The organism is Mycobacterium gallinarum (assembly GCF_010726765.1).
Lineage (GTDB): Bacteria > Actinomycetota > Actinomycetes > Mycobacteriales > Mycobacteriaceae > Mycobacterium > Mycobacterium gallinarum.
The window spans coordinates 1,794,068-1,805,446 of record NZ_AP022601.1 but is presented as its reverse complement, the minus strand read 5'-3'; the positions used below and the strand labels follow the sequence as shown (position 1 = coordinate 1,805,446).

The following is an 11,379-nucleotide window of genomic DNA, read 5'->3' as shown; positions in this document are numbered from 1 at the left end:
TGCGCGCCGAATTCGCTAGGCTTCGTCGATGAAATCTCTTGGCTTCTTGCCCGATTCGATCAACAGACGGCGTCGCTCCTGAACGTCGGTGGCTGCGCCGACCATGTTCGTCAGGATGTGGCTCACCTGAAGATGCACCCGCATACCCATCAGCTCGTAGGCCCGCTTGACGTTGTTCTTCACCGCCATTGACGTGGTCAGCGGGATCTGGCCGATCTTGCGGGCCATCTCCTCGACGGTGTCCTCGAGCTGATCGCGGGGCACCACCTTGTTCAGCAGGCCCCATTCCAAAGCCTCCTGCGCGGACAGTGTGGGCGCCAACAGAAGCCAGTCCATGGTGCGATGCCAGTTCATCAGCAGCCACGGCTCGATCATGGTGTGGCCGCCGGGCTCGCCGAGGCTCTGCGCGAGCGGCATCTGGAAGTACGCATCCTCGGACGCGACGCAAAAATCGGTGAGCAGGCCGAGATAGATGCCGCCGCCCATGCAGTAGCCGTGGATCTGCGAGATCGTCGGCTTCGGGAACTCCCACAGGTACAGCGTCGGCCAGAGGAACAAGTCGGCGGTGCCCTTGTAGAGATCTTCGAATGTGTCCCCGAAATCGGGATAGGGATTCTCGTCCGGACCCCACCGTGCGACGTGCCCGCCGCAGAACCCCTTGCCGTTGGCCTTCAGGATGACGACCTTGATCTCCTTGTCGCGGTCGGCCTCCCGTAGGCAGGCGTCGACCTCCTGCACGAGCTGCGCGTCCTTGGTGTTGGCCTTGTCGGGGCGGTTGAGAATGATCCGCGCGATCGGCGGCTCGCGTTCGTAGATGACCGCTTCCAGCTCCATTGCCGTCTCCTAGAGAATCGCTCCGCTGTCCTTGGCTGCCGAGATGGCGTCCCAATCGAGGTCGAGTTCCAACAGGATCTCCTCGGTGTGCTGCCCATGTTCGGGAGCCCGTGCGGCCGCGGGTGGGGTTTCGTTGAATTGCACTGGCGCGGCGACGATCTGATACTCGTTGCCCTGGTCGTCGACGTTGGCTACGACGTAGCCGTTCGGCCTGACCTGCGGATCGTTGAGAGTCTCCTTCGGCGTGGCCAACGCGGCCCACACGCCGGGTTCGTCGGCGAGCACCTCGCGCCAGTGGTCCAGATCCTCGCTGGCCAGACGGTCTCCGACGAGCGCGCAAGCCTCGGTGGCGTTGGCGATCAGATTGCTTGACGGGACGAAGCGTTCGTCGGTGGCGAGTTCCGGCAGGCCGATCCGCTCACAGAACCCCGCCCAGAACCGGTCCGGCTGAAGGAAGACCATCTGGATCCACCGGCCGTCACGCGTCTTGTAACGGTTGACGAGCGGGTTGATCGCCAGGCCGGGTGGTGCGCCGGGGATGCCGTCGATGTCGAAGAGGTCAGCGACCGAGATCGACGGCGCGATGGTCCACATCGCCTGCGCCAGCAGGGATGAGTCGACGATGCTGGGTTCTCCGGTGCGCTCGCGGTGGAACAGAGCGGCACACACACCTCCGGCGAGCGTGATTCCGCCCTGCAGATCACCGAATCCGGGTCCCTGCACCGCGGGCGTCTCGGTGCCGAACGGCGTCATGGTGTACGACACCCCGCCGCGGGACAGGTAGGTGGCCGCGTCGAAACCGCCCTTGTCGCGGTCGGGTCCGCGAACTCCGGTGCCGGTGCCGCGCGCGATGATGATGTCCGGATTGAACGAGCGGATGTCATCGACGGTCAGCCGGGCCCGTTCCAGCGCTCCGGGCAGCCAGTTGGTGAGGAAGACGTCCGCGGTGGCCAGCAGGCGTCCGAAGTACTCGCGACCGGTGTCGGACTTGATGTCGACGGCAATGCTGCGCTTGCCCCTGTTGCCGATCTCGAGGATGAAATCGATGTGCGCTCGGGCGTTCTCCTTCGTGAATCCACCGATGACCAGTGCCCGACCCGGATCGCCCGCCTTGACGTCCTCGACCTTGATGACGTCCGCGCCCCAGTCGGCGAGCGCCGCACCGGCCGAGGGAACGTATGTCCACGAGGCCAATTCGACGACACGCACACCACTGAGAATCATTGCAACCCCTTCCCGATCTCCTCGAGATACCGGTCCGGTGCACCGAGGAATCCGCTCCAGCCCAACAGTCGCTTCAGATAAAGGTGCGCGTCGTGCTCCCACGTGAAGCCGATACCACCGAACACCTGGATCGCTATATCGCCGACCGCGGTCAGCCGGCCGGCGAACGCCTTGGCGCGCAGTGCGGCCAGATGGTGCTCCGCGGGATCCGCCGCATCGGCGGCCCACAACGCGTGGATGACGCCGCTACGCGCGAGTTCCACCGCCTCGTACATGTCGACGCACAGATGCTGGACGGCTTGAAAGCTTCCGATCGGCTGATCGAATTGCTTTCGCACCTTGGCGTATTCGATGGCGAGGTTCATCACGGCGGTCGCCGCACCGAGCGCGTCGGCGGCGTACGCGATCACGACGTCGTCGACGATCGCCCGCAACACGTCCGCCGGCACGGACGCTAGCCGCCTGGCAGAAGTGCTGTCGAACGTGACGTCGGCCAGCACACGCGTCGGGTCGATGTGCGCGCACGACGCCATCGTGATGCTCTCGGACGAGGTGTCGACGGAGTACAACCCGATGCCGTCGGGTTCGTCGGCGAACACCAGGATGATGTCGGCATCGTTGGCGTCCGGCAGGCCGGTGACGCTGCCGTGCAGTCTGGGGCCGTCCATCGCTGTCGGCCGGGGACCGAACAGCGGCCCGACGGTGGTGACGGTGGAACCGTTCGCGATGCCGGCGAGCAATACGGCGGCATTCCCGTCGGCACCGGTGCGCACCAGGGCTCGCGTCGCCGCGACGGCGGTGGACAACCACGGGCCCGGGTACAACGCGGCCCCCAGTTCTTCGGCGACCACCCCGGCCTCGACCATCGTCATGCCTGCGCCGTCGCGCTCCTCCGGGACCAGCAAGCCCGTCACGCCCATCGCCGCCAGCCCGCGCCAGACCGAATCCGCTCCAGCATTCTCGTCGTCGAGTAGCGGCCGGACATATGTTGCCAGGCTTGCCTTTTCGGCAAGATAACGCCGCAGGGTGTCCCGTAGGGCGGTCTGTTCGTCGGTGAGTTCGAGGTTCATCGTCTTGGCAGCCCCAAGACGCGGGTCGCGGTGATGCCCTTGGTGATCTGGGTCGTCCCGCCGGCGATGGTCAGCGAGCGCGACGAGAGCCGACGGTCCATCCATCGGCCGCCGCTGCCGAGCGGCCCGAACACGTCGAACGCCAGCTCGGCGAGGTCCTGCCCCAGTTCGGCCCACACACTCTTGGCCAGGCTGGCCGAGCCGAGTGCATCGCCGCCGTGCAGCATCGCGGATATCGATCGCTTGCACAACAACTCGAGGTACTTGATGCGGACCGCGACGTCGCCGAGCCGGCACAGCGTCGCGCTGTTGTCGAGCGCCGGCTTGCCGTCGACGACGTGGTCCCTGAGGTCGGCGACGAGGTCGGCCAGCTGCATCTCCATCTGTGCATACAGTCTCGCCGCACCTGCCCGCTCGTGGCTCAGGGTCGTCGTGGCGACCTGCCATCCCGCGTTGAGCGGACCGAGCAGGGCGTCGGCGGGCACCCGGACGTCGGTGAAGAAGACTTCGGCGAAGTCGGCGGCACCGTTGATGGTCACCAGCGGCCGGACCTCGATACCGGGGGACTTCATGTCAACGATGAGGCAGGAGATGCCCTTGTGCTTCGAAGCGTCCGGATCGGTGCGGACGTACAGCTGACACCAGTCGGCCCGGTGGCCCAGCGAGGTCCAGATCTTCTGGCCGTTGACGACGAAGGCGTCAGCGTCACGCGTCGCGCGGGTGCGTAGTGACGCCAGGTCGGACCCCGCTTCCGGCTCGGACATGCCCTGACACCAGATGTCGTCGGCGCGCATCATCCGGGGGAGCAGCCGCCGCATCTGGTCCTCGGTGCCGTATTGCATTATCGCCGGCGCGATGTTGTTCATGCCGATCACGTTGAGCGGCATGGGTGCTCGCGCACGCGTCGTTTCCTCGGCGTACACCAGCTGCTCGAGCACCGACGCCCCACGGCCGCCGTACTCCTGCGGCCAGGAGACCGCGCCCCAACCCGCGTCGGCCACCGTCGCATCCCACGCACGAAGCGTCTCGAACGCCTGTGGATCGCGCCCGCGATGCCGGTCGGCGGTCTTCACCTCATCGGTCAGGTTGGTGGACAGCCAAGCGCGCAGCTCCTTGCGGAAGGGCTCCACCTCCGCTGGATATGAGAAGTCCACGGTGTCCTGTTCGGGATCGGCCTGATTGGTTTCTTTATAATTTTAGGTAGTATAGCCACCGCTGGCGGACAGGCAGAGAGGTTCGGTCATGGGCAGGGTGACGGGCAAAGTGGCCCTGGTCAGCGGGGCTGCGCGCGGCCAAGGACGTTCCCACGCGCGAACACTGGCCGCCGAGGGCGCCGACATCATCGCCGTCGACATCTGCGCGGACATCGAGACCAATGACTATCCGCTGGCGCGGCCGGAGGACCTCGACGAAACGGCGCGGCTGGTCGAGAAGGAAGGTCAGCGCGCCTACACCGAGATCGCTGACGTCCGCGACCGCGTCGGACTCGCCGCCGCGATCGACCGCGGCGTCGAAGAGTTCGGCCAACTCGACATCGTGGTCGCCAACGCCGGGATCTGCCCGATGACCGCGGGGCTAACGCCGCAGGCATTCGTCGATGCGGTCGACGTGGACCTCATCGGTGTCATGAACCTCATTCACGCCAGCATGAAGCACCTCCACGCGGGCGCCTCGGTCATCGCCACCGGATCGGTTGCGGCGTTCATGGCGACGGCGGTCAACACCAGCGGCATGGACGGCGGCCCCGGCGGGGCGGGTTATGCCTTCGCCAAACAGATTGTCGCGCACTACGTCAACGATCTCGCCCGCACACTGGCGCCGGAGCAGATCCGTGTGAACGCCGTACATCCCACGAACGTCAACACCGACATGCTGCACAGCCCGCCGATGTACAAGGCGTTTCGACCCGATCTGCCCAATCCCACGCGTGAGGATGCCGAAATCGTCTTCCCGATGATCCAGGCGATGCCGATTCCGTATGTGGAGCCCGAGGACATCAGCGAAGCCGTGCTGTTTCTGGCCAGCGACGCCGCCCGCTATGTCACCGGCCAGCAGCTGCGGGTCGACGCGGGCGGTTTCCTGAAGATCAAGCCGTGGTCAGGCCCATAGGAGAGGGGAGCAGCGTAGGTGCCCAGAGGGATCATGTACGTCGAGACGATGCCGGCCTCGCCGGATCGTGAAGCCGAGTACCACAAGTGGTACAACGACACACACCTGGCGCAGATCCTGTCGGTGGAGGGCATCGTGTCCGCGCGTCGGTTCGCACCCAACGATGGCGAAGGCCCCTTCATCGCGATCTATGAGCTCGACTGCGACGACCTCGATGCCGCCGTGCAGAGACTCGGGGAACTCGGCGCCACCGGAACCATGACGGGACTGGACAACCTCGCCATGGACCCGAAGCCGATTCCCAAGGTGTACCGCGAGATCGGGTCGCTGGGCCCATGACGTATCCGACGGACGTCCAACGCCGGATCTATGCCCTGATGGTGCTGATGAAGGCTGCCGACGACCGGCTGTCCAAGGGCATCGGCACCGGTGAGTTCATGTGTGTGTACTGGCCGTCGCGCGGCCAGGAGGCCATCGCCGCCGCGATGGGTGTCGCGCTGCGTGAGGACGATCAGCTGGTGACGACCTACCGCGGGCTGCACGACCTGATCGGCAAAGGCGTTCCGCTGGAGGAGATCTACGGCGAGATGATGGGGCGCACGGTCGGGGCGGGTCGCGGTAAGGGCGGCACGATGCACATCGCGAAACCTGACAAGGGCGTGATGCTGTCGACGGGCATCGTCGGCGCCGGACCGCCGGTCGCCGTCGGGCTGGCGATGGCGGCCAAGCGCAAGGACACCGACCGCGTCACGGTGGTGAGTTTCGGTGACGGGGCGACGAACACCGGATCGTTCCACGAGGCGGCGAACATGGCTGCCCTGTGGAACCTGCCGGTGGTGTTCGTCTGCCAGAACAACCTATACGCGGAGATGACGCCCACTCACGACACGATGAAGCTCGGCCGTGTCGCCGACCGCGCCGCGGGATACGGGATGCCCGGCATTCAGGTGGACGGCAACGATCCGCTCGCCGTGCTGGACGTGCTCGCCGAGGCGATCGGCAAGGCGCGCAACGGTGAGGGACCCACGTTCATCGAATGCGTGACGTTTCGCTTCCGCGGCCATTACTTCGGCGACCGCATGCCGTACATCCCCAAGGATCAATTGTCGGCGGCGATGGAGGCCGACCCGGTGCCCCGCTTCCGGAAACACCTGATAGACAACGGCATCTGCACCGACGACGAGCTCAGCGGCATCGACGAGGGCGCCCTCATTAAGGTGCAACAGGCTCTGGACACCGTCATGAGCGCCGAGGCGCCGTCGATCGACGAACTCGACCGCGACGTGTACGCGTCCCCGATCCGCTATCCGGTCTGAGGAAGGCGTCATGGACGAGAAAGAAATGACGATGCGTGAGGCGCTGAACCTCGCGCTGGATCAGGCGCTGGCGGCCGACGATCGGGTGTTCCTGCTCGGCGAGGACATCGCCGATCCGGGAGCTTCGGGCCCGACGGCGGGACTGTCGACGAAGTACGGACACGATCGGGTGCTGGACACGCCGATATCGGAGGCCGCCATCGTCGGCGCCGCGATCGGCGCGGCCATCGACGGACTGCTGCCGGTCGCCGAGATCATGATCATGGACTTCATCGGCATCGCCGCCGACCAGCTGATCAACAACGCCGCCAAACTGCGGTTCATGACCGCGGGGCGCACGACGGCGCCGATCACCGTGCGCACCCAGGTGTACGGCGGACTGGCCACCGGCGCAACGCATTCGCAGACCCTGGAAGCCTGGTTCATGCACATCCCGGGCATGAAGGTCATCGTCCCGTCGACCCCGCGCGACGGTAAGGGCCTATTGACATCTGCGATCTTCGACCCGGATCCGTGCCTGTTCGTCGAAACGATCCGTCTGCAGGGTCAGAAGGGTTCCGTACCAACAGATCCTGGCTTCGCCATTCCGCTGGGCCAGGCCGAGATCAAGCGGCCCGGATCCGACGTCACGCTCATCAGCTACGGCCGCAGCGTGCTCGAATGTCTCACGGCCGCCCAGCAGTTGCAGGACCTGGGCGTGAACGCCGAGGTGGTCGACCTGCGGACCCTGGTGCCACTGGATGTCGAGACCATAGTCGAATCGGTGCGGCGGACCCGCCGCGCGGTGGTCGTGCACGACGCCGTCCAGTTCGCGGGACCGGGTGCGGAGATCGTCGCCACCCTCCAAGCCGAATGCTTCGGCGAGCTCACCGCCCCGATCGAGCGCGTCGGCGCCCGGTTCGTTCCCACGCCGGCTGCAGCGGCGCTGGAGGCGCAGATCTATCCGTCGGCAGCACGGATCGTCGACGCCGCGCAGCGAGCACTGGCGACCGCGGTCGCGCATGGCTGAGTTCGTCATTCGGATCCCCCGCACGTCGGTTGCGGTGTCCGAAGCGGAGCTGACCGAGCTGCTGGTCGACGACGGCGAGCACGTGGAGGAAGGTGCTCCGCTCTTCACGGTGGCCACCGAGAAGGTCGAACAGGAGATCGAAGCGGGCGCGTCGGGCACGGTCAATTGGACCGGCGAGGTAGGGACCATCTACGACATCGGCGCTGAAATCGGCGTCATCACGTAATAACGAAAGGTTGTTCATCCATGGACGTCAACGAGACTCGCGAGCGGATCATCTTCGAAAAGAAGGGTCCCATCGCGTCCATCACCTTGAACTGGCCCGAGAAGGCCAACGCTCAGGACCAGAAGCAGGTCGAGGAGATCGACGATGCGCTTCGGGACGCCGACCGCGATTACGACATCAAGGTTCTGATTTTGAAGGCCAACGGAAAGGGCTTCTGTTCGGGGCACGCCATCGGCAACAACGCCGTCGACTATCCGGAGTTCGTCGAGGGCTTCAAGGCCACCGGTATGCCGTGGAAACCCCAGACCGACTTGTTCGTCAAGCCGATCCTGAACCTGTGGGAGTTCTCCAAGCCCACCATCTCGCAGATCCACGGGTACTGCGTCGGTGGCGGCACCCACTACGGACTGACCACCGATATCGCGATCGCCTCCGAGGACGCCTACTTCTCGTATCCGCCGCTGCAGGGGTTCGGGATGCCGTCGGGTGAATGCTCCATCGAGCCATGGGTTTTCATGAACTGGCGGCGCGCCTCCTATTACCTCTACACCGCCGAGACGGTCGACGCGAACAAGGCGCTCGAGTACGGCCTCATCAACGAGGTGGTCAAGCGCGAAGATCTGGATGCGCGGGTGGAGGCGATCGCCCGCCACATCGCCCAGGCTCCGCTCACCACGCTGCTGGCCACCAAGGCCAACATCAAGCGGGCGTGGGAGATGATGGGCATGCGGGTGCACTGGCAGAGTTCCAACGACCTCGTCGCGCTCGCGTCGGTCAGCAGGGACGTCCAGGAACTCATCCAGCGGGTGTTCGCGGACAAGATCCTGCCGTCGGAGATGGCCGAGCGTCAGGCGGCCGCATCCAAGAACGGCGACGTCGCCACCTAAGGGTGTCCGTTGAACATCTCTGACCATGCTACGGAGGCCGCGGACTCGCCGGCCGTGATCGCTGCAGACGGTGAGACCATCACCTACGGCAACCTTTACGCGGGTAGCCGGCGGGTGGCGGCCCTGCTGTACGAGGCCGGGCTGCGTCCTGGCGACGGTGTCGCACTGGTGCTGCCCAACCGCCCGGAGTTCTTCGAGATCACCTGGGGCTGCCAGCTTTCCGGGTTGTACTACAGCGCGGTCAACACGCATTTCACGGCAGACGAAGTCGCTTACGTGATCGACGACTCCGAAGCGAAGGCGGTCTTCATCGACGAGTCGATGCCTGAACTGGCGGCCCATCTTCTCGAGGCCAATGCGGGTGTCGAGGTGCACATTGGCGTCGGTGCCGCGTTGCCGGGCTGGACGTCGTACCGCGACGCGCTGGCATCGGCGGGTGATGCCCCGCCGATTTCGGACGGCACCGAGATGCTCTACTCCTCGGGAACCACGGGGCGGCCCAAGGCCGTTCGACGACCACTGCCGACCGACGGTCAGGGGTCGTGGGCGCAGAAGGTCCTCGAGTACTCGCTCGGCCAGCGCTACGACATGACCTCGTCCAGCGTCTACCTCTCCCCAGCACCGCTGTATCACGCGGCGGGCATCAACTACACGATGGCAGTACACCGGGTGGGCGCCGCCTCGATCCTGATGCGAAAGTTCGACGCCGAGGCCGTACTGCGGCACATCGAGACGTGCCGCGTCACGCATGCGCAGTTCGTGCCGACGATGTTCGTGCGGATGCTCAAGCTGCCCGACGAGGTCCGCGCCGCCTATGACACGTCGAGCCTGCGGTGCGTGATCCACGCGGCCGCGCCGTGCCCGGTTGACGTCAAGTACAAGATGATGGAGTGGTTCGGCCCGATCATCCACGAGTATTACGGGGGCACAGAAGGATTCGCGGGCACCGGGATCGGACCCGAAGACTGGCTGGCCCACCCCGGTTCGGTGGGCAAACCCATCACCCCTGTGCATGTGCTGGATGCCGACGGGATCGAAGTTCCCGCCGGCACCGCCGGGGAACTCTTCTTCGAGGGGGGACCGGCGTTCGAATACTTCAAGGACCCGGCCAAGACCGCCTCGGTGTCCAACGACCGCGGATGGCGATCACTTGGTGATATGGGATTCGTCGACGAGGACGGCTACCTCTATCTGACTGACAGGTCGACGTTCATGATCGTCTCCGGCGGGGTGAACATCTACCCGCAGGAGGTGGAGAACCTGTTGGTCATGCATCCGAAGCTCGTCGACGCCGCAGTGTTCGGTGTCCCGAACGACGAGTTCGGCGAGGAGGTCAAGGCGGTCGTACAACCGATCCCCGGGGTCGAGGCCGGATCCGCACTCGAGGCCGAGCTGATCGACTACTGCAGATCACACCTCGCGACCTACAAGTGCCCCCGCACCATCGAATTCGATCCGGAACTACCGCGCGATCCCAACGGAAAGCTCTACAAACGGCGCATCCGCGACCGCTACTGGCAGGGCCGCGCGTCGCGCATCGTGTGACTCAGTCCAGGCTGAAATCGATGATGCCGCGCACGATCTCACCGTTGAGCTGGTCACGGTAGCCGTCATTGATCTCGTCGAGACGGTAGCGCCGGGTGATCATCTCGTCGAGTTGCAGCTGCCCCGATTCGTAGAGCTTGATGAAGCGGGGCACGTCCACCCGGGGATTACATGATCCGTACACGGTGCCGACGAGGTTTTTGTTCCACAGGATGAACTCCTGCAGGTTGATCCCGATGGAACTCGTGAGCTGCCTGGTCATTCCGGTCAGCACACAGGTTCCACCCTTGCGCGTCAGGCTCAGCGCGGGCTGCACATCGTCCTCGGTGATCAACGAGGGGGAGACGATGACGCTGTCCGCCATCACCCCGGCGGTCAGATCGCGAACCAGATCGGCGGCTTCCTCGGTGGACGCGACGCTGTGTGTGGCGCCGAAGCCCAGTGCCGATTTCTGTTTGAACTCCACCGGATCGACGGCGATGATCTGCGCGGCGCCGTTGATGCGCGCGCCCTGGATCGCCCCGGTGCCGATGCCGCCGACGCCGATCACCACGACGGTGTCACCGGTGCGCACATTCGCGCGGTTCTCCGCGGAACCGTAGCCGGTGGGGATGCCGCAGGACAGCAGCGCCATCGGTAGCAGCGGAAGATGAGGGTCGATCTTGACGATCGAATCCGGCGACACCACAGTGTGTTTCGAGAAGGCGCCGACCTTGGACAGGTGACCCAGGTTCCGCCCGTCGCTCGTGTGATGGCGGAATGTGCCGTCGGTGGGCATGCCGGGGATCATCACCTGCGCACCCATATCGCAGATGTACTCCATACCGGAGCTGCACCACCTGCAGCTGCCGCACACCGCGACGAACGACGTCACGACGTGGTCGCCCGACTTGAACTCGGTGACGCCCGCGCCGACTTCGAGGACGACGCCCGCGCCTTCGTGGCCACCGATCAACGGGAACATCGACGGCAGCCCATAGGACTGCATCACCTCGTTGGACGCGGACATGTCGCCGTTGCGGATGTGCTCGTCGGAGTGGCACAGCCCGGCCGCGGCCATCTCGAGCAGCACCTCGCCGGCCTTCGGCGGGTCGAGCTCGAATTCCTCGACCGACCACTGCTGGCCCATGTCGTGCAGGATCGCTGCGCGTGTCCTCAC

At 65.3% G+C, this 11,379-nt stretch carries 12 protein-coding genes; 7 read left to right on the top strand and 5 right to left on the bottom strand.

Going from position 1 to position 11,379, the window contains the following annotated elements; genetic code table 11:
- Window positions 1–15: 15 nt before the first annotated feature.
- From G6N42_RS08995 to G6N42_RS08980, 4 genes are read right to left on the bottom strand one after another with little or no spacing between them, the layout of a single operon-like run.
- Window positions 16–834, bottom strand: a complete 819-nt coding sequence (locus tag G6N42_RS08995; protein WP_163728706.1) for an enoyl-CoA hydratase-related protein — start codon at window positions 832–834, stop codon at window positions 16–18.
- 9 nt (window positions 835–843) lie between these two features.
- Window positions 844–2,058 (bottom strand): CaiB/BaiF CoA transferase family protein, encoded by a 1,215-nt coding sequence (locus G6N42_RS08990; RefSeq protein ID WP_163728703.1) that lies wholly within the window; start codon window positions 2,056–2,058, stop codon window positions 844–846.
- A complete protein-coding gene (locus G6N42_RS08985; protein WP_163728700.1) occupies window positions 2,055–3,128 on the bottom strand; it encodes an acyl-CoA dehydrogenase family protein in 1,074 nt (357 codons plus the stop codon). Before G6N42_RS08985 ends, G6N42_RS08990 begins: the two co-directional genes overlap by 4 nt.
- On the bottom strand, window positions 3,125–4,282 hold the full coding sequence (locus G6N42_RS08980) for an acyl-CoA dehydrogenase family protein (protein WP_163728697.1): 1,158 nt from the start codon (window positions 4,280–4,282) through the stop codon (window positions 3,125–3,127). Before G6N42_RS08980 ends, G6N42_RS08985 begins: the two co-directional genes overlap by 4 nt.
- 88 nt (window positions 4,283–4,370) lie before the next feature.
- Between G6N42_RS08980 and G6N42_RS08975 the strand changes: the two genes are divergently transcribed.
- Genes G6N42_RS08975 through G6N42_RS08945 form a run of 7 tightly spaced genes read left to right on the top strand, consistent with a single transcriptional unit; the run spans window position 4,371 to window position 10,220 of the window.
- On the top strand, window positions 4,371–5,237 hold the full coding sequence (locus G6N42_RS08975; RefSeq protein WP_163728694.1) for a mycofactocin-coupled SDR family oxidoreductase: 867 nt from the start codon (window positions 4,371–4,373) through the stop codon (window positions 5,235–5,237).
- A gap of 18 nt (window positions 5,238–5,255) precedes the next feature.
- Complete coding sequence (locus G6N42_RS08970; protein ID WP_232076111.1) at window positions 5,256–5,576, top strand: DUF4286 family protein; 321 nt, start codon at window positions 5,256–5,258, stop codon at window positions 5,574–5,576.
- Window positions 5,573–6,553 (top strand): thiamine pyrophosphate-dependent dehydrogenase E1 component subunit alpha, encoded by a 981-nt coding sequence (locus tag G6N42_RS08965; protein ID WP_163728691.1) that lies wholly within the window; start codon window positions 5,573–5,575, stop codon window positions 6,551–6,553. Before G6N42_RS08970 ends, G6N42_RS08965 begins: the two co-directional genes overlap by 4 nt.
- 10 nt (window positions 6,554–6,563) lie before the next feature.
- Window positions 6,564–7,562 carry an alpha-ketoacid dehydrogenase subunit beta gene (locus tag G6N42_RS08960; protein WP_163728688.1) on the top strand — a complete coding sequence of 333 codons (999 nt, stop codon included), beginning with the start codon at window positions 6,564–6,566 and terminating at the stop codon, window positions 7,560–7,562.
- A complete protein-coding gene (locus G6N42_RS08955; RefSeq protein ID WP_163728686.1) occupies window positions 7,555–7,788 on the top strand; it encodes a lipoyl domain-containing protein in 234 nt (77 codons plus the stop codon). The genes G6N42_RS08960 and G6N42_RS08955 overlap by 8 nt, the downstream gene beginning before the upstream one ends.
- A gap of 20 nt (window positions 7,789–7,808) precedes the next feature.
- Window positions 7,809–8,675 (top strand): enoyl-CoA hydratase/isomerase family protein, encoded by an 867-nt coding sequence (locus G6N42_RS08950; RefSeq protein WP_163728683.1) that lies wholly within the window; start codon window positions 7,809–7,811, stop codon window positions 8,673–8,675.
- 9 nt (window positions 8,676–8,684) lie between these two features.
- Entirely contained in the window at window positions 8,685–10,220 is a 1,536-nt protein-coding gene (locus G6N42_RS08945; RefSeq protein WP_163728680.1) for an acyl-CoA synthetase, read from the top strand.
- Window position 10,221: 1 nt separating this feature from the next.
- On the opposite strand, the gene G6N42_RS08940 is transcribed toward G6N42_RS08945, so the two are convergent.
- Complete coding sequence (locus G6N42_RS08940) at window positions 10,222–11,379, bottom strand: NDMA-dependent alcohol dehydrogenase (RefSeq protein ID WP_163728677.1); 1,158 nt, start codon at window positions 11,377–11,379, stop codon at window positions 10,222–10,224.

Excerpts from the sequence above, each read along its gene's own strand:
- G6N42_RS08960 (WP_163728688.1), top strand. The coding sequence starts at position 6,564 with ATGGACGAGAAAGAAATGACGATGCGTGAGGCGCTGAACCTCGCGCTG.
- G6N42_RS08990 (WP_163728703.1), bottom strand. The coding sequence starts at position 2,058 with ATGATTCTCAGTGGTGTGCGTGTCGTCGAATTGGCCTCGTGGACATAC.
- G6N42_RS08950 (WP_163728683.1), top strand. The coding sequence starts at position 7,809 with ATGGACGTCAACGAGACTCGCGAGCGGATCATCTTCGAAAAGAAGGGT.
- G6N42_RS08975 (WP_163728694.1), top strand. The coding sequence starts at position 4,371 with ATGGGCAGGGTGACGGGCAAAGTGGCCCTGGTCAGCGGGGCTGCGCGC.
- G6N42_RS08965 (WP_163728691.1), top strand. The coding sequence starts at position 5,573 with ATGACGTATCCGACGGACGTCCAACGCCGGATCTATGCCCTGATGGTG.
- G6N42_RS08995 (WP_163728706.1), bottom strand. The coding sequence starts at position 834 with ATGGAGCTGGAAGCGGTCATCTACGAACGCGAGCCGCCGATCGCGCGG.
- G6N42_RS08955 (WP_163728686.1), top strand. The coding sequence starts at position 7,555 with ATGGCTGAGTTCGTCATTCGGATCCCCCGCACGTCGGTTGCGGTGTCC.
- G6N42_RS08985 (WP_163728700.1), bottom strand. The coding sequence starts at position 3,128 with ATGAACCTCGAACTCACCGACGAACAGACCGCCCTACGGGACACCCTG.